This window comes from Trinickia sp. EG282A (assembly GCF_040965455.1).
GTDB lineage: Bacteria > Pseudomonadota > Gammaproteobacteria > Burkholderiales > Burkholderiaceae > Trinickia > Trinickia symbiotica.
Window position 1 is genome coordinate 471,201 of sequence record NZ_JBFRCC010000002.1, and the last position, 16,495, is coordinate 487,695.

16 protein-coding genes and 1 riboswitch are annotated in these 16,495 nt (G+C 65.5%); of the genes, 12 read left to right on the forward strand and 4 right to left on the reverse strand.

The features are described from left to right. Positions 1-76 precede the first annotated feature (76 nt). The 11 genes from AB4Y31_RS10065 to AB4Y31_RS10115 all read left to right on the forward strand — a co-directional run bounded on the left by AB4Y31_RS10065 (position 77) and on the right by AB4Y31_RS10115 (position 11,438). Positions 77-511 carry a CidA/LrgA family protein gene (locus AB4Y31_RS10065; protein ID WP_018441231.1) on the forward strand — a complete coding sequence of 145 codons (435 nt, stop codon included), beginning with the start codon at positions 77-79 and terminating at the stop codon, positions 509-511. A 54-nt stretch (positions 512-565) separates the two neighbouring features. Next, positions 566-1,297 (forward strand): LrgB family protein, encoded by a 732-nt coding sequence (locus AB4Y31_RS10070; protein WP_368673797.1) that lies wholly within the window; start codon positions 566-568, stop codon positions 1,295-1,297. 102 nt (positions 1,298-1,399) lie between these two features. Then, a riboswitch (S-adenosyl-L-homocysteine riboswitch) is annotated at positions 1,400-1,508 on the forward strand. Between the two features lie 33 nt (positions 1,509-1,541). Continuing rightward, entirely contained in the window at positions 1,542-2,963 is a 1,422-nt protein-coding gene (gene ahcY, locus AB4Y31_RS10075; RefSeq protein WP_368673798.1) for an adenosylhomocysteinase, read from the forward strand. 165 nt (positions 2,964-3,128) lie between these two features. After that, positions 3,129-3,482 (forward strand): phage holin family protein, encoded by a 354-nt coding sequence (locus tag AB4Y31_RS10080; RefSeq protein WP_018441227.1) that lies wholly within the window; start codon positions 3,129-3,131, stop codon positions 3,480-3,482. Positions 3,483-3,511: 29 nt separating this feature from the next. Next, on the forward strand, positions 3,512-4,354 hold the full coding sequence (metF, locus tag AB4Y31_RS10085) for a methylenetetrahydrofolate reductase [NAD(P)H] (RefSeq protein WP_368673799.1): 843 nt from the start codon (positions 3,512-3,514) through the stop codon (positions 4,352-4,354). Between the two features lie 203 nt (positions 4,355-4,557). Continuing rightward, positions 4,558-6,192 (forward strand): ABC transporter substrate-binding protein, encoded by a 1,635-nt coding sequence (locus tag AB4Y31_RS10090; protein ID WP_368673800.1) that lies wholly within the window; start codon positions 4,558-4,560, stop codon positions 6,190-6,192. Positions 6,193-6,312: 120 nt separating this feature from the next. Continuing rightward, positions 6,313-7,323, forward strand: a complete 1,011-nt coding sequence (locus tag AB4Y31_RS10095) for an ABC transporter permease subunit (RefSeq protein WP_020566240.1) — start codon at positions 6,313-6,315, stop codon at positions 7,321-7,323. A 9-nt stretch (positions 7,324-7,332) separates the two neighbouring features. Continuing rightward, entirely contained in the window at positions 7,333-8,250 is a 918-nt protein-coding gene (locus AB4Y31_RS10100; protein WP_368673801.1) for an ABC transporter permease subunit, read from the forward strand. 5 nt (positions 8,251-8,255) lie between these two features. Beyond that, on the forward strand, positions 8,256-9,284 hold the full coding sequence (locus AB4Y31_RS10105; protein ID WP_368673802.1) for an ABC transporter ATP-binding protein: 1,029 nt from the start codon (positions 8,256-8,258) through the stop codon (positions 9,282-9,284). Further along, entirely contained in the window at positions 9,281-10,297 is a 1,017-nt protein-coding gene (locus AB4Y31_RS10110) for a peptide ABC transporter ATP-binding protein (RefSeq protein WP_368673803.1), read from the forward strand. The genes AB4Y31_RS10105 and AB4Y31_RS10110 overlap by 4 nt, the downstream gene beginning before the upstream one ends. Then, on the forward strand, positions 10,290-11,438 hold the full coding sequence (locus AB4Y31_RS10115) for a TraB/GumN family protein (protein WP_368673804.1): 1,149 nt from the start codon (positions 10,290-10,292) through the stop codon (positions 11,436-11,438). Before AB4Y31_RS10110 ends, AB4Y31_RS10115 begins: the two co-directional genes overlap by 8 nt. A 101-nt stretch (positions 11,439-11,539) precedes the next feature. Here AB4Y31_RS10115 and pxpA read toward each other — a convergent pair whose 3' ends face one another. The 3 genes from pxpA to pxpB are packed head-to-tail and all read right to left on the reverse strand — an operon-like array spanning position 11,540 to position 14,013. Further along, positions 11,540-12,292 carry a 5-oxoprolinase subunit PxpA gene (pxpA, locus tag AB4Y31_RS10120; RefSeq protein WP_368673805.1) on the reverse strand — a complete coding sequence of 251 codons (753 nt, stop codon included), beginning with the start codon at positions 12,290-12,292 and terminating at the stop codon, positions 11,540-11,542. Between the two features lie 21 nt (positions 12,293-12,313). After that, positions 12,314-13,363: a biotin-dependent carboxyltransferase family protein gene (locus tag AB4Y31_RS10125; RefSeq protein WP_368673806.1), complete on the reverse strand. Its 1,050-nt coding sequence runs from the start codon at positions 13,361-13,363 to the stop codon at positions 12,314-12,316. Next, a complete protein-coding gene (gene pxpB / locus AB4Y31_RS10130) occupies positions 13,360-14,013 on the reverse strand; it encodes a 5-oxoprolinase subunit PxpB (RefSeq protein WP_368673807.1) in 654 nt (217 codons plus the stop codon). Before pxpB ends, AB4Y31_RS10125 begins: the two co-directional genes overlap by 4 nt. A gap of 198 nt (positions 14,014-14,211) precedes the next feature. On the opposite strand from pxpB, the gene AB4Y31_RS10135 reads away from it, so the two are divergent. Next, complete coding sequence (locus AB4Y31_RS10135) at positions 14,212-15,849, forward strand: gamma-glutamyltransferase family protein (RefSeq protein WP_368673808.1); 1,638 nt, start codon at positions 14,212-14,214, stop codon at positions 15,847-15,849. Positions 15,850-15,887: 38 nt separating this feature from the next. Here AB4Y31_RS10135 and AB4Y31_RS10140 read toward each other — a convergent pair whose 3' ends face one another. Further along, on the reverse strand, positions 15,888-16,487 hold the full coding sequence (locus tag AB4Y31_RS10140) for a 5-formyltetrahydrofolate cyclo-ligase (protein WP_368673809.1): 600 nt from the start codon (positions 16,485-16,487) through the stop codon (positions 15,888-15,890). Positions 16,488-16,495 lie beyond the last annotated feature (8 nt).

The window sequence follows — 16,495 nt, forward strand, 5'->3', positions numbered from 1 at the left end:
CAATGAGTTTAAGTCATTTTATTTATGAAGTCGATGAGCCTACAATTTCGCCATGGAGTCAATAGGGAGTTGTGCGATGTCGGCGATGAAGCGAATGGAAGGCTTGGTGCGCATTGCGGGACAGACGGCGTTTCTCGCCGCGCTGTGGTTCGCGGCCGATTTCGTGTCCCGCCGGCTCGGTCTGCCGGTGCCGGGCAGCGTGCTCGGGCTTGCGGCGCTGCTCGCGCTGCTGCTTTCGGGGCGCGTCGCGCCGCGCTGGGTGAAGGCGGGCGCGGACTGGCTGCTCGCCGACATGCTGCTCTTCTTCGTGCCGGCGGCCGTTGCGGTGGTGCAATACGGCGGCCTCTTCAAGTCGGACGGTTGGCGCCTCGCGCTTGCCGTCGTCGCCGGCACGCTCACGGTGATGGTGGCGGTTGCCGTTACGGTCGACCAGACCGCGCGGCTCGAGCGCCGGCTTGCGCTGCGCCGCGTGCGTGTCTCGCGCCCGCCGGTCGCGCGCAACGCGCACTGAGGCCGGCGGCGAGCAAGAGCGCCGCCGATCGATCCCTGTCACGCTGAGAAGCCGATGATCGCTTCGTTCCATTCGCTGCTGGCCGCCGGCCCCAGGTGGGTCGCCGCCGCCTGCTTCGTGCTGACGATCGTGCTTTACGCGGTCGGGAAGCGGCTTTATGCGCGCGTGAGGAGCCCGTGGCTCACGCCCCTCTTCGTCGTGCCGGCGCTGCTCGCCATCGTCGTGCTGGCGGCGCATATCCCCTATTCCGTCTATTTCGCCGATACGCGCTGGCTCATGTGGCTGCTCGGGCCCGCGACGGTCGCCTTCGCCGTGCCGATCTACGAGTATCGCGAGCTGATCAAGCGTCACTGGCTTTCGCTGACAGCCGGGGTGACGGTCGGCATCGTCGTCGCCGTCTGCGGATCGTTCGCGCTCGCCAAGCTCTTGCATATCTCGCCGGAGGCTTCGCGCAGCCTGCTCACGCGCTCGGTTTCGACGCCGTTCGCGCTGGCCGTCTCAGACGCCATTCACGCGCCGCGGCAACTGACGGCGCTCTTCGTCATCGCCACCGGCATCGTGGGCATCTTCGTCGGCGAGCTCGTGCTCGCGCTGCTGCCGCTGCGCACGCGTCTCGCGCGCGGCGCGCTCTTCGGCGCGGGCGCGCACGGGGTCGGTACCGTCAAGGCGCGCGAGCTCGGCAGCGAGGAAGGCGTGATCGCAAGCCTGACGATGATGATCGCCGGTGTCGTCATGGTGCTGATCGCGCCGCTCATCGGCACGGTGTTCGGCGGCGCCTTCGGTTGAAACGGCGCGTGATCGGTCGATCGAGCGACCGATCGCGGCTGTGGCTGCGGGCCAAATCGATGCGACGCTCGCCCTCCCCGCGTTTTTGCTACAATTTCTGCCGTTTCCGAGGAGCGTTGCGACGGATCACTCCGCCAGGCTCGGAAACTTCAATCGGACCGGTGCGCGCACGTGCGCGTTTCGCGGCTCCATCGAACGGCGCTCACGTCTACTTTTTCTATGACTTTTTAGAAAGGAGGGCGTGATGAACGCCGCTGTCTTCGAATCCAAGCAAGACCAGAATTTCGTCGTCGCCGATCTCTCGCTGGCCGACTGGGGCCGCAAGGAACTGAACATCGCCGAGACCGAGATGCCTGGTCTCATGCAGATCCGCGCCGAATACAAGGACTCACAGCCGCTGAAGGGCGCGCGCATTGCCGGCTCGCTGCATATGACGATCCAGACGGCCGTCCTGATCGAGACGCTCACGGCGCTCGGCGCGCAAGTCCGCTGGGCCTCGTGCAACATCTTCTCGACGCAGGACCACGCGGCCGCCGCGATCGCGAAGACGGGCACGCCCGTGTTCGCCTTCAAGGGCGAATCGCTCGACGAGTATTGGGAGTTTACGCACCGCATCTTCGAGTGGCCGAACGGCGAGTTCGCGAACATGATCCTCGACGACGGCGGCGACGCCACGTTGCTGCTGATCCTCGGCTCGAAGGCCGAGAAGGACCGTAGCGTCATCGCGAAGCCGACCAACGAGGAAGAGGTTGCGCTCTACAAGGCGATCGAGCGTCATCTCGCCATCGACGGTACCTGGTATTCGAAGCGTCTTGCGCAGATCCGCGGCGTCACCGAAGAGACGACGACGGGCGTGCACCGCCTCTATCAAATGGAAAAGGACGGCCGGCTGCCGTTCCCGGCGATCAACGTCAACGACTCGGTCACGAAATCGAAGTTCGACAACCTCTACGGCTGCCGCGAATCGCTCGTGGACGGCATCAAGCGCGCGACCGACGTGATGATCGCGGGCAAGATCGCCCTCGTGGCCGGCTATGGCGACGTCGGCAAGGGCTGCGCGCAATCGCTGCGCGGGCTCGGCGCGACGGTCTGGGTCACTGAGATCGATCCGATCTGCGCACTGCAGGCGGCGATGGAAGGCTACCGCGTCGTGACGATGGAGTACGCGGCGGACAAGGCCGATATCTTCGTGACGGCCACGGGCAATTACCACGTGATCACGCACGATCACATGAAGGCGATGCGCCACAATGCGATCGTCTGCAACATCGGCCACTTCGATTCGGAAATCGACGTCGCGTCGACGCGTCAGTACACGTGGGAAAACATCAAGCCGCAGGTCGATCACATCGTGTTCCCCGACGGCAAGCGCATCATCCTGCTCGCCGAAGGCCGCCTCGTGAATCTCGGCTGCGCGACGGGCCACCCGTCGTTCGTGATGTCGAACTCGTTCGCCAACCAGACGCTCGCGCAGATCGAGCTGTTCACGCGCGGCGGCGAGTACGAGAACAAGGTCTACGTGTTGCCGAAGCAACTCGACGAGAAGGTCGCGCGCCTGCACCTGGCACGCATCGGCGCGCAGTTGACCGAGCTCTCGAACGAGCAGGCCGGCTATATCGGAGTCGACAAGAACGGGCCTTTCAAGCCGAATCACTACCGTTACTGATCGCCGGTCTCGCGCAAGACAGGGAAGGTGCGTCCGTGGCATGCTTCGCCACGGACGCGATCGGCGCCCCGGCCTCGGATGGGCGGTGCAATCGGCCGCCTGGACAATCGATGACCGAAGACCGAAGACCGGCAACCTGTCTCGAAAACAACCACTGGAGCTGACATGACCGTGCTGCTGACCTGGGTGATCAATGCGCTCGCCCTTCTGATCATCACGTACATCGTGCCGTCGATTCACATCCGCAGCTTCGGCACCGCGCTGATCGTGGCGCTCGTGCTCGGCCTCATCAACGCCGTGCTGCGTCCCGTCCTGATCGTGCTCACGCTGCCCGTGACGATCGTCACCCTGGGCGTTTTCATCCTCGTCGTGAACGCGCTTTGCTTCTGGCTCGCGGCGGCGCTGTTGAAGGGCTTCGAAGTGTCGGGATTCTGGTCGGCGTTTTTCGGCTCCATCCTTTACAGCATCGTGTCGTGGCTGCTGTCGGCCGTGATACTCGGCAATCGCAGTCTTGGCTGACGGCCGCGGCATTTCGAAGCGCAGGCAACATGAACCCCATCGAAATCTCTTTCGAATTCTTTCCGCCGAAGACGTCCGAAGGCGTCGAGAAGCTGCGCGCCACGCGCGGGCAACTCGCGCGACTGAAGCCGAAGTTCGTCTCCGTCACGTTCGGCGCGGGCGGCTCGACGCAAGAGGGCACGCTCGACACCGTCCTCGAAATGGTGAAGGACGGCCTCGAGGCCGCCCCGCATCTGTCTTGCATCGGCTCGTCGAAGAACGATCTGCGCGCGATCCTCGAGCGCTACCGCGCGAATGGCATTCGGCATATCGTGGCGCTGCGCGGCGATCTGCCGTCGGGCATGGTCGAGCTGGGCGAGTGCCGCCACGCGTCGGATCTCGTTTCTTTCATTCGCGCTGAGCACGGCGATTGGTTTTGGATCGAAGTGGCCGGCTACCCCGAGTACCATCCCCAGGCGCGCTCGCCGCGGCATGATCTCGAGAACTTCGCGCGCAAGGTCAAGGCGGGCGCCAATTCGGCGATCACGCAATACTTCTTCAACGCGGACGCGTACTTCCGTTTCGTCGACGATTCGCGCAAGCTCGGCGTCGAGGTGCCGATTGTGCCTGGCATCATGCCGATCACGAACTACACGCAACTCATGCGTTTCTCGGAGAACTGCGGCGCCGAAGTGCCGCGCTGGATTGCGCGCCGGCTCGAAAGCTTCGGCGACGATCGCGAGGCGATCCGCGCGTTCGGGCTCGATGTCGTCACGCAGCTTTGCGAGCGGCTCGTGAAAGAAGGCGCTCCGGGGCTGCACTTCTACACGCTCAACGGAGCGGCCGCCACGAAGGCGATTTGCGAGCGGCTCGGATACGGGCACGGCGCGTAAGCGAACCACACTGCTCCAGTAGGAGTGTTCTTATCGAGGAATTGGCGCGAGGGCCGCATCGCCTCGCGCTTTTTTCTTTTTCCGTCCTGACAGTTCGCCGGTTCGACCTGTGCGGCATTGGTATTTTCGACCGCTTGTTCGGGTAATTAAAGCTCAGTAATATCCGCCTACGCCGGCGGAGCCGGCATACGACTGGAGGATATATGAACCAAAACAAACGTTTGCGATTCGCGCGGGCCACCGCCTGCGCGGCCGCAGCCGTGGCGGTATCGCTCGGCGCCGCGACGATCTCGCAGGCCGCGACGATTCCGAACAAGACCCTCGTTTATTGTTCCGAGGGCAGCCCGGCGGGCTTCGATCCCGCACAATACACGACGGGCACCGACTTCACGGCCAATACGTTTACCGTCTATAACAGGCTCGTCGAATTCGCGCGCGGCAGCACCAATGTGGAACCCGGGCTCGCCGAGAAATGGGATGTCTCCGCGGATGGCAAAACCTATACGTTCCATTTGCGCCATGGCGTCAAATTTCAGACGACGGCCTTTTTCAAGCCGACGAGAGAGTTCAACGCGGACGACGTCGTCTTCACGTTCGAGCGCATGCTCGATCCGAACCAGCCATTCCGTAAGGCGTATCCCGCGACGTTCCCGTATTTCACCGACATGGGTCTCGACAAGCTGATCAAGCACGTCGAGAAGGTCGATCCTTACACCGTTCGTTTCGAGTTGAGCGAGGTCAGCGCCCCGTTCATCCAGAACATGGCGATGGAGTATGCGTCGATTCAGTCGGCGGAGTATGCCGATCAACTGTTGAAGGAAGGCAAGGCGGCCGACATCAATCAGAAGCCCGTCGGCACGGGCCCGTTCATCTTCCGCAGCTATACGAAGGATGCGACGATCCGCTACGACGGCAACCCCGACTACTGGAAGCCCGGCGAGGTCAAGCTCTCGAAGCTGATCTTCTCGATTACGACCGATGCGAGCGTGCGCGCGCAGAAAATCAAGCGCGGCGAGTGTCAGGTGATGAGCTATCCGAAGCCCGCCGATATCGCCACGCTCAAGAGCGACTCGAACATCGACATGGCGTCGCAAGCCGGCTTCAATCTCGGCTATCTCGCCTATAACGTGCAGCACAAGCCGCTCGACAATGTCGACGTGCGTCGGGCGCTCGACATGGCGATCAACAAGCAGGCCATCATCGAGTCGGTCTATCAGGGCGCGGGCCAACTCGCGACGAACCCGATGCCGCCGACGCAGTGGTCGTACGTCAAAGACCTGAAAGCCCAGAAGTACGATCCCGACGAGGCCAAGAAGCTGCTCGCGAAGGCTGGCCATGCGAACGGATTCGATATCACGCTCTGGGCGATGCCGGTGCAGCGTCCCTACAATCCGAACGCTCGACTGATGGCCGAGATGATCCAGGCCGACTGGAAGAAGATCGGCGTCAACGCGAAGATCGTCACGTACGAATGGGGCGAGTACATCAAGCGTGCGCATACCGGAGAGGACGACACCATGCTGATCGGCTGGACCGGAGACAACGGCGATCCCGACAACTGGCTCGGCACGCTGCTCGGATGCGAGGCGATCAACGGCAACAACTTCTCGAAGTGGTGCTACAAGCCTTTCGACGACCTGATCCAAAAGGGCCGCACCACGAACGATAAAGCGCAGCGCACGAAATACTACGAAGAGGCACAGCGGATTTTCGCGGATCAACTGCCGTTCTCACCGATCGCGCACTCGACCGTCTATCAACCGGCGACGAAGAACGTCGTCGACATGAAGATCGATCCGCTCGGCTACTCGCGCTTCGATGGCGTCAGCATGAAGTAGGCGATCGGCGTTACCTTTGAACGGGCGGTGATGCACGACCGCGACACGGATCCGGCGACAGGGGCGGCATGCTCCTCGTCGCCGATCGCGTTTTCTTTCTCGACGATATAGGGACGAACCATGTTCCGATTCGCTTTGCGCCGGATCGGGATGGTGGTGCCGACGTTCATCGGCATCACCATTCTCGCGTTTGCGCTGATCCACCTGATTCCGGGCGATCCCATCGAAGTGATGATGGGCGAGCGCGGCGTCGACCCCGCCCTGCACGCGGCCGCGCTGCACCGGCTCGGCCTCGACGAGCCGCTGCCCATGCAGTACCTGCACTATGTCTGGCGGGCGCTGCACGGCAACCTCGGCAATTCGTTCATCACCGACACGAGCGTCATGGGCGAGTTCCTCGCCCGCTTTCCCGCCACCGTCGAGCTGTCGGTTTGCGCGATGCTGTTCGCGCTCGTCGTCGGCCTGCCGGCCGGCGTTTTCGCGGCGCTCAGGCGCGGCAAGCTGCTCGACCATGGCGTGATGGGCGCCGCGCTCACCGGCTACTCGATGCCGATCTTCTGGTGGGGGCTGATTCTCATCATGTTCTTTTCGGTCACGCTCGGATGGACGCCCGTGTCGGGGCGCATCGCCGTCGAGTACGACATCCCGCGGGTGACGGGCTTCCTATTGATCGACTCGTTGCTCGTGCCCGACGAAGGCTCGTTCAGGTCGGCCGTGAGCCACCTGATTCTTCCGTCGATCGTGCTCGGCACCATACCGCTTGCCGTCGTCGCGCGTATGACGCGCTCGTCGATGCTCGAGGTGCTGCGCGAGGATTACATCCGCACCGCGCGGGCGAAAGGGCTTTCCCCCGTGCGCGTGATCGTCGTGCATGCGCTGCGTAATGCGTTGATTCCGGTCGTGACCGTCATTGGTCTGCAAGTCGGCACGCTGCTCGCGGGCGCCGTGTTGACCGAGACGTTGTTTTCGTGGCCTGGCATCGGCAAGTGGCTCATAGACGCGATCAGCCGGCGTGACTATCCCGTCGTGCAAGGCGGCATCTTGCTGATTGCCACGCTCGTGATCGTCGTCAATCTCATCGTCGATCTGCTCTACGGTGTGCTCAATCCGCGCATTCGCCATACACGCTAAGAGGCTGACATGGCAGACATACAAAACGCAATCCCCGAGGCCATTACGCCGGCGAGCGGCCGCGCGCTGGCCCTTCGCGAGTTCTGGACGCAGTTCTCCCGCAATCGCGGTGCCGTCGCGGCCGGCATCATCGTCCTCGCGCTCATCGTCGTGGCGATCGCGGCGCCCGTCGTCGCGCCGCACAGCCCCATCGAGCAATACCGCGACTTCGTCAAGATTCCGCCCGTCTGGGAGAGCGGCGGCAATTGGCGCTTCGTGCTCGGCACCGACGAGGCGGGCCGCGACATGCTTTCGCGTCTCATCTACGGCGCGCGCATGTCGTTCTGGATCGGCTGCGTGTCAGTCGTCCTCGCGCTGATTCCCGGCATCGTGCTCGGGCTCGTCGCCGCATTCTTCGAGAAGTGGGCCGATACGCCGATCATGCGTCTGATGGACGTGCTGCTCGCGTTGCCTTCCCTGTTGCTCGCGGTCGCCGTCGTCGCGATCATCGGCCCGGGCCTGCTCAATACGATGCTCGCGATTGCGATCGTCGCGCTGCCCGGGTACGTGCGGCTCACGCGCGCCTCGGCCCAGGGCGAATTGCACAAGGAGTACGTGACGGCCTCGCGCGTGGCCGGCGCCAGCACGCCGAGGCTCATGTTCTCGCAGGTGCTGCCCAACTGCGCCGCCCCGCTGATCGTGCAGGCGACGCTCGGCTTTTCGTCGGCCATTCTCGATGCGGCCGCGCTCGGATTTCTCGGGCTCGGCGTGCAGCCGCCGACGGCCGAATGGGGCGCGATGCTCGCCTCGGCGCGCGATTACATCGACAACGCCTGGTGGATCGTCACGTTTCCGGGACTCGCCATCGTGATCTCGGTGTTGGCCATCAACCTGCTCGGCGACGGCTTGCGCGACGCGCTCGATCCTAAACTCAAGCGGATAGGGTAAAGACGATGAACGACCTTCTCACCATCCGCAATTTGGCCGTCAACTTCGGCGGCGCACCGGCCGTCGACGGCGTCGACCTGACGATCGCGCCGGGCGAGGTCGTCGGCGTCGTCGGCGAATCGGGCTCGGGCAAGAGTGTGACGATGATGGCCGTGATGGGGCTCATCGACGCACCGGGCGTCGTGACGGCCGACGAAGTCCGCTTCGACGGCGTCGATCTTTTGCATGCGGCGCCGCGCGAGCGGCGCAAGATCGTCGGCAAGGACATCGCCATGGTGTTCCAGGACGCGCTGACGAGTCTCAATCCGAGCTACACGGTCGGCTATCAGATCAAGGAAGTGCTGAAGCTGCACGAAGGGCTGCGCGGAGCCGCGCTGGACAAACGCGCGCTGGAGCTGCTCGATCAGGTCGGCATCCCCGACGCGAAGAACCGCATTTCGGCGTTTCCTCATCAGATGTCGGGAGGCATGAACCAGCGCGTGATGATCGCGATGGCCGTGGCGTGCAATCCGAAGCTGCTGATCGCCGACGAGCCGACGACGGCGCTCGACGTGACGATCCAGGCTCAGATCATGGACCTGCTCGTGCAACTGCAGAAGGAACGCGGCATGGCGCTCGTGCTGATTTCACACGATCTCGCCGTCGTCTCACAGGTCGCTCAGCGTGTGGCCGTCATGTACGCGGGCGAGGTCATCGAGACGAACCGCGTCCCCGACATCTTCGCGAGCCCCCATCATCCTTACACCGAGGCCCTGCTTGCCGCGATTCCCGAGCACAATCTCGGCGCAAAGCGCCTTGCCGCGTTGCCGGGCATGGTTCCCGGCCGCGAAGACCGGCCGAGCGGGTGCCTGTTCGCCCCTCGCTGCAAGTACGTCGTCGACGGTTGCTGGAAGGGGCGGCCGGCCTTGGCGCCGCTCGATCCGCGCAACGAAGGCATGCGCGCGCGCTGCATCAAGCCGCTCAATCTCGATGGCCTACAGTCTGGCATGATGCCGCAAGGGACGACCACGCAAACGCAGGGAGGCGCACGATGAACGCAGTACACGATGCACCGCGCGCGCCTTCGCACGATGGCGAGGTGCTCGTCGCCAAGCGCCTCGCGAAACATTACCCGGTACGTCGGGGGCTCTTCGGCCACGGCACGGTGAAGGCGCTGAACGGCGTCTCGTTCTCGCTGGCGCGCGGGCGGACGCTCGCGGTCGTCGGCGAGTCGGGTTGCGGCAAATCGACGCTGGCGAGACAACTCACGATGATCGAATCGCCGACGTCGGGCGCGCTTGCGATCGAAGGCCACGACGTCGCCGGCGCCGACAAGGCGCAGATTGCTGCGCTGCGGCGCCGCGTGCAGATGGTCTTTCAAAACCCGTTCGCTTCGCTCAATCCACGCAAGACGGTCGAGCAAACGCTCGGCGAGCCGCTTCTGATCAACGCGCCGATGAGCGCGGCGGAGCGCGCCGAGCGGATCGCGCAAATGATGCGCACCGTGGGGCTGCGGCCCGAGCATGCGAAGCGCTACCCGCATATGTTTTCGGGCGGGCAGCGTCAGCGCATCGCGATCGCCCGGGCGATGATCCTCGATCCGCGCATCGTCGTGGCCGACGAGCCTGTTTCCGCGCTCGACGTCTCGATCCAGGCGCAGATCCTCAACCTGTTCATGGATCTGCAGGATCAATTCAAGACGAGCTACGTGTTCATTTCCCATAACCTGTCCGTCGTCGAGCATATTGCGAACGACGTGATGGTCATGTACTTCGGGGGCGTAGCGGAGCTCGGCACCAAGCGGACGATCTTCGCGAATCCACGCCATCCGTACACGCGCTCGCTGATGTCGGCGACGCCGGCCATCTTCGAGTCGGACCGGCGCATTCGGATCAAGCTCGAAGGCGAATTGCCGTCGCCGCTCGATCCGCCGTCGGGCTGCACGTTCCACCAGCGCTGTCCATATGCGATCGAGCGTTGCCGGATCGAAGAGCCCGCGCTGCGCGAAGTCGACGGGCGCCTCGTGTCGTGCCATCGCGCCGAGGAGGTGGGGGACGCGGATGCCTGAAGCAGGGGCGGCGCCCGACGCGCGCCGTTCGCCGTATGGCCGGATCACGGTCTGCGCGCGGCCGGCGCGTGCGCTCGCGCTGACGCTCTTGTTGCTCGCCGCCGCCGGACTTTCTCGCGACGGCCCGATGGAGGCGGCTCATGCCGCGGCAAACCTGCTGGGCGCGGTGCGGGCTGTCGCTCAGCCCGCTCCCGCGTCACCCGCGCCGGCCCGTACGGCCGCGCCTGCCGATCCCTATACGCCGATTCCCGGCTTCCATGGACCACCGGGCTCGCCGACGACCGTGAGCGGCCCCGTGCGCGCCGAGCCGGCGCATATGCCGTTCTATGTGGCGACGAAGGGGCCCGTCACGATCTATCTGCTCGGCACGCTCCATGTTGGCGATCCTGCCGACTACCCTGTCGGCCAGCCGTTCCGGCGCCCGATTCTCGCCGCGCTGGCCGCATCGCCCACGCTTGCGCTCGAGCTTTCGCCCGACGACTTGATCGAATCGCAGGACGATGTCGCCAAGTATGGCGTCTGCTCGTATGCATGCCTGCCGCGGCTGTTGCCGGCCTCGTTGTGGAACAAGCTCGCCACGCGGCTGCGCGACAATCCGGCCGCGCTGGACGGAATCAAGAAGACGCGGCCGTGGCTCGCCGCGCTGCTCGTCGAGACCTATGGCTCGCTGTCGGCGGGGTTGCAGACCGAGTACGGGACCGAGGCGCAATTGCAGAACGTCTATCTGCGCTCGCACGGCAAGATCGTGGGGCTGGAGACGCTTGCCGAGCAGATGCGCTCGTTCACGAACCTCACGCATGCCGAGCAGCGCGAGATGCTCGCGCAGGACCTCGCGGAGACGCCTGACGAAACGGTGGCGGACGTGAAGGAACTGCATCGCCTCTGGCGCATTGGCGACGCCGATGCGATTGCCGCCTGGTCGACGGCGAAGACGGAGCGCTTCGCGAGTTCTCGAGCCCTGGCGCGCGCGCTCGACAATCGGATCGTCTACGACCGCAATCGGCGTTTCGTGACGCGCATGCTGGCAATCGCCGCGCCGAACAAGCCCGTTTTCGTCGCGATCGGCTCGCTGCATCTGGGCGGCCCGAAGGGTGTGCTTGCGCTGCTCCGGCAGCGGGGGTATGTCGTCGAACCGAATTGAGGGGGCGCTGACGGCGGTGAGTCCCGGATGGCCTCGCGTGAGTCGAGGCGGCCGGCGGCCGGCGATTGCAGACCGTCGAGGGTGTATCGGAAACCGGCCGCTCAGCCGCGCCCCCCTGACACCGCATGCACGCCGATGCCGTTCGCTTCGAGCGTCGCCCGCAGCCGCCTTGCGAATTCGAGGGCGTGCGCGCCATCGCCATGCAGGCAAAGCGTACGGACATTGAGCGGCACCCAGCGGCCATCCACCGAGCGCACGCGCTTTTCCCGCACCATCGAAAGCACGTGCTCGAGCATTTCCTCTTCGCCTTCGATCAACGCGCCGCGCTCGCTGCGCGGCACGAGCGAGCCGTCGTCACGATAGCCGCGGTCGGCGAAGCCTTCTTCGATCGCGATGAGCCCCGCCTCGCGGGCCGTATCGATGAAACGGCTGTTGGCCAGGCCGAACACCGCGAGCGACGGGTCGAAGTCGTGCACGGCCGAAATGATGGCTTCGGCGATGTCGGGATCGCTCGCCGCCTGGTTGTAAAGCGCGCCGTGCGGCTTGACGTGCGCGACGCGCCCGCCCTGCGCCTGGGCGATCGCGGAGAGCGCGCCGAGCTGGTAGAGGATGCCCGCGTAGATGTCGTCGGCGGGCAGATCCATTTTCCTGCGGCCGAAATTCTCGGGATCGTGAAAGCTCGGGTGCGCACCGATCGCGACCCCTTTCGCGAGGGCGAGCCGAACGCAGTCGCGCATCGCGTTCGCGCCGCCGGCGTGCCAGCCGCAGGCAATGTTCGCCGAGCTGACGAGATCGAGCAGCGCCTCGTCGGAACCGCCGCCTTCGCCGAGATCGGCATTCAGATCGATTTCCATGACTTCCTCTATGAGCTGCGCTCAAGCGGCGCGCGCCGATCGTTGCAGCCGCTCTTCATACATGGCCATCGCGGCATCGATTTGCCGCAAATAGGCATTTTCCTCGCCGAGTGCGAAACGCGCCTCCTCAGTCGTACTAGGCACGAATCGAATCGTGCCGTTCAATCTGACTTGAGCGAGCCGCCACAGATCAGCGCGAATCACGGCGCCGATACGCGGGTAGCCGCCCGTCGTTTGCGCATCGCTCATCAGCACGATCGGCTGGCCGTTCGGCGGCACCTGGATCGTGCCCGGCAGCACCGCGTGCGAGGCCAACTCGCCGGGCGACTCGCGCACGAGTTGCGGGCCCGACAGCCTGTACCCCATACGGTTGCTTTGCGGCGTCACGCGCCATTCCTCGGACCATAGCGCTTCGTGCGCCGAGTTCGCGAAGCTATCGTATTCCGGACCGCGCAGCACGCGGATCGGAACGCCGGGCTCGGCGCCGGCCGCATGCTTGCCGCGCCGCGCGCGCTCGTGCACGACCTGCGCGAAGCGGCACCATTCAGGCGCTTTGACGCCGACGGGCGGTGCGTCGATGGGCACTGCCGCGCCGACCCTCGCGACCGTCGCGCCGACGGCGAGCTGGTCGCCTTCTCGCAGCGAGCGTCCGCCGATGCCGCCGAACTGCGCGCCAAGGTCCGTGCTGCGCGAGCCGAGCATCGGGAGCACGTCAATGCCGCCGCGGACGCAAACGTAGCCGCGCATGCCTCGCCTTGCTCCGTGCAAAATGAGCGCCTGCCCCGCGCGCACGGGCACGCTCCACCAGGCGGGAACGGGCGCGTCGTCGAGCGTTGCGCCGAACTCCGCGCCCGTCACGGCAATGCGCGTCGCTTCCGTGAAGCGCAGCGCCGTCGGGCCCACCGTGACCTCGATCGCAGCCGCCGACGGCATGTTGCCGACGAGCCGGTTGCCCACTTCGAGCGCCAGCGTGTCGAGCGCGCCGGCCGCCGCGATGCCGAGGTGGCGGAAGCCGTGCCGGCCGAGATCCTGCACCGACGCGATCGCGCCGGCGCGCAGCACTTCGATCATCGCGCGAACCCCGCTAACGTGAACCGTACGCGGTCACCCGGCTGCAGCAGCGTCGGCGGCGTGCGGGCCGGGTCGAAAAGTGCGACCTCGGTGCGCCCGATCAACTGCCAGCCGCCCGGGGACAAAGCCGGATAGATGCCCGTCTGCGCGCCCCCGATGCCGACGGACCCGGCCGGCACTTCGATGCGCGGCGCCGCGCGACGCGGCGTGTGGAGCGACGCGTCGAGGCCGCCGAGATAGGCGAATCCCGGCTGAAAGCCGAGAAAGAAAACGACGTATTCGCCTTGAGTGTGCCGCTTGACCACCTCCTCGGCGTCGAGGCCGGTGTGGGCGGCCACATCGGCGAGATCGGGGCCGAACTCGCCGCCGTATCGCACGGGAATCTCGATTTCGCGCGCGGGCGGCCGGGGCTGCGCGGGGCGCTCCCACGCCTCCGCGAGCATCGAAGCGAGCGTCGACGCGTCGGCGGCGAACGGATCGAAAACGACGGTCAGATTGTTCATGCCGGGCACGACCTCGACCACGTTCGGCCACTGCCGCGCGGCTTCGGCGACGGCCCAGACACGCTCTTGCCAGGCCAGTGTCGCCGGCGGCGGCGCTTCGCAGACGAGCGCGGCTTCACCGAAAGGGAAGATACGGGGCGCGGTCATGGTCGCAGTCTCGGCGATAGGGGGCATCGGCATTCAAGACGCTGCACGCGGCATCGCCTTTTGCCGGCACGATCGACATTATCGGGGAAGCGCGCGGCGTCGGCTTGGCGTCGGCTTTGCAGCGGCGAATCGGCGCATTGCCTTATGCTTGGGCAATCGTTGACTGATTCGCTTCCCTCCCCTTTGCCTTTCACTCCCATGTCGACATTCAACTGGCAGAACCCCTATCCGACCGTCCGCATGCCCGTCTTCGCGCGCAACGTCGTCGCCACCTCGCATCCGCTGGCCGCGCAGGCCGGGCTGCGCGCGATCTGGCAAGGCGGCAACGCGGTCGACGCGACCATCGCCGCGGCGGCCGTCATGACCATCGTCGAGCCGGTCTCGAACGGCCTCGGCAGCGATGCCTTCGCGCTCGTCTGGGACGGCGAGAAGCTGCACGGCCTCAACGCGTCCGGCGTCGCGCCCGCCGCGTGGAGCGTCGACTACTTCAGGAAGAAATACGGCGAGGAGCGCGGCATCGCGCGCCAGCCGAAGCGCGGCCCTGACTCGATCACGGTGCCGGGCGTCGTCGCCGGTTGGGAGGCGCTGCACGCGCGCTTCGGCAGCCTGCCGTTCGCCGATCTGATGGCGAGCGCGATCGAGATCGCCGAACGCGGGCACGCCGTCGCCCCTGTCGTCGCGCACAAGTGGGCGGCCGCCGTCCCCGAGCTGAAAGACTTGCCCGGCTATGCCGCGACGTTCATGCCGCATGGCCGCGCGCCGACGACGGGCGAGTTCGTCCGGTTTCCCGGCCATGCGCACGCGCTGAGGATCCTGGCGAAGCAGGGCCCGCGCGCCTACTACGAAGGCGAGCTTGCCGAGCGTATCGCGGCCTTTGTCGCGCAGTGCGGCGGCGCCATGACGAAGGAGGACCTGCGCGCGTTCAAGGCCGAATGGGTCGAGCCGATCGAGAAGGATTACCGCGGGTACACGGTGCACGAGATCCCGCCGAACGGTCAGGGCATCGCCGCGCTGATCGCACTCGGCATTCTCGAGAAGTTCGGCGTCGGCGACTTGCCGCTCGACAGCGTCGCGTCGCAGCACCTGCAAATCGAAGCGATGAAGCTCGCGTTCGCCGACGTTTATCGCTATGTGGCCGATCCGCGTTCGATGGAAGTGACGCCGGGGCAAATGCTCGACGACGCCTATCTCACGGCGCGCGCGAAGCTCATCGATCCGGACCGGGCGACGCAGTTCGATTTCGGCATGCCGCGCGCGGGCGGCACGATCTATCTCTCGGCCGCCGACGAGAAGGGCATGATGGTGAGCTTCATCCAGTCGAACTACATGGGGTTCGGCTCCGGGCTCGTCGTGCCGGACTACGGCATCTCGCTGCAGAACCGCGGCAGCGGGTTTTCGATGGACCCGGGCTCGCCGAACGTCGTCGCGGGCGGCAAGCGCCCGTTTCACACGATCATCCCCGCCTTTCTCACGCGGCGCGTGAACGGTCGGCGCGAAGGCGTGATGAGCTTCGGCGTGATGGGCGGCGATATGCAGCCGCAGGGCCATCTGCAGACGGTCGTGCGCATGCTCGACTATCGCCAGCAGCCGCAGGCGGCCTGCGACGCGCCGCGCTGGAAGGTCAATCGCGATTTCTCGCTCGATGTCGAAACGGCGATGAGTCGCGAAACCGTCGCGGGACTTCAGGCGCGCGGGCATCGACTGAAGTCGGTCGACGATCCCTACATGGATTTCGGCTCGGGACAGTTCATCTGGCGTCTCGACGGCGCGAACCCCGATCACGGCTACGTCGCGGCGAGCGATAGCCGGCGCGACGGCATCGCGGCCGGTTCCTGAGTCCGCGAGCGTCCCGTTGCTTCCGACGGGCGTAAAGTTCAGCGTGCGGATCGAATCCGCACGCGCCGTTCGGTGACGACCGCGTCGAGCGGCACGTCGTGCGGCTCGCGCGGCAGCGCCGTTACGCGGCATGCTTCGAACGCGACGCCGGCCGTCACCGGTTTTGCGGTGCCGGGCCACGCGGCCAGCGTGCGATCGTAGTAGCCGCCGCCGTAGCCAAGGCGGTAGCACTCTTCATCGAAGCCGACGCAAGGCACGAAGAGCAGATCGGGCAGCACGGCGGGCGTATCCTGCGGCTCGGCAATCCGGTGTTCGCCGACGCGCATCGGCGTCGTGGGCGTCCATGCGTGAAACGCGAGCGCCTGCCCTCTCACGGCGATGACGGGCAACGCGGCCTGCCTGCGGACATCGCCCGCGAGCCATTCGGCGAGCGTGCCGCGCGCATCGAATTCGCCGGCGAGCGGCCAATAGAAGCCGACCGTACGCGGCTCGTAGCGAGCCAGCACATCGAGCATCGCGGCCTTCAACGCGATCTCGGCGCCGTTCTCGGCGGCCGCCGCGAGCCGCGCTTCGCGCAAGGCTTTTCGCCATTCGGCTTTCGATTTTTCGGCAGGGTTGCGTGCTATGCTTTCGCTCAATTTTTGCT

What these genes read in the sequence shown, in the direction of transcription:
- AB4Y31_RS10065 (WP_018441231.1), top strand. Translation starts at nt 77, where the DNA reads ATGTCGGCGATGAAGCGAATGGAAGGCTTGGTGCGCATTGCGGGACAG.
- AB4Y31_RS10070 (WP_368673797.1), top strand. Translation starts at nt 566, where the DNA reads ATGATCGCTTCGTTCCATTCGCTGCTGGCCGCCGGCCCCAGGTGGGTC.
- ahcY (WP_368673798.1), top strand. Translation starts at nt 1,542, where the DNA reads ATGAACGCCGCTGTCTTCGAATCCAAGCAAGACCAGAATTTCGTCGTC.
- AB4Y31_RS10080 (WP_018441227.1), top strand. Translation starts at nt 3,129, where the DNA reads ATGACCGTGCTGCTGACCTGGGTGATCAATGCGCTCGCCCTTCTGATC.
- metF (WP_368673799.1), top strand. Translation starts at nt 3,512, where the DNA reads ATGAACCCCATCGAAATCTCTTTCGAATTCTTTCCGCCGAAGACGTCC.
- AB4Y31_RS10090 (WP_368673800.1), top strand. Translation starts at nt 4,558, where the DNA reads ATGAACCAAAACAAACGTTTGCGATTCGCGCGGGCCACCGCCTGCGCG.
- AB4Y31_RS10095 (WP_020566240.1), top strand. Translation starts at nt 6,313, where the DNA reads ATGTTCCGATTCGCTTTGCGCCGGATCGGGATGGTGGTGCCGACGTTC.
- AB4Y31_RS10100 (WP_368673801.1), top strand. Translation starts at nt 7,333, where the DNA reads ATGGCAGACATACAAAACGCAATCCCCGAGGCCATTACGCCGGCGAGC.
- AB4Y31_RS10105 (WP_368673802.1), top strand. Translation starts at nt 8,256, where the DNA reads ATGAACGACCTTCTCACCATCCGCAATTTGGCCGTCAACTTCGGCGGC.
- AB4Y31_RS10110 (WP_368673803.1), top strand. Translation starts at nt 9,281, where the DNA reads ATGAACGCAGTACACGATGCACCGCGCGCGCCTTCGCACGATGGCGAG.
- AB4Y31_RS10115 (WP_368673804.1), top strand. Translation starts at nt 10,290, where the DNA reads ATGCCTGAAGCAGGGGCGGCGCCCGACGCGCGCCGTTCGCCGTATGGC.
- pxpA (WP_368673805.1), bottom strand. Translation starts at nt 12,292, where the DNA reads ATGGAAATCGATCTGAATGCCGATCTCGGCGAAGGCGGCGGTTCCGAC.
- AB4Y31_RS10125 (WP_368673806.1), bottom strand. Translation starts at nt 13,363, where the DNA reads ATGATCGAAGTGCTGCGCGCCGGCGCGATCGCGTCGGTGCAGGATCTC.
- pxpB (WP_368673807.1), bottom strand. Translation starts at nt 14,013, where the DNA reads ATGACCGCGCCCCGTATCTTCCCTTTCGGTGAAGCCGCGCTCGTCTGC.
- AB4Y31_RS10135 (WP_368673808.1), top strand. Translation starts at nt 14,212, where the DNA reads ATGTCGACATTCAACTGGCAGAACCCCTATCCGACCGTCCGCATGCCC.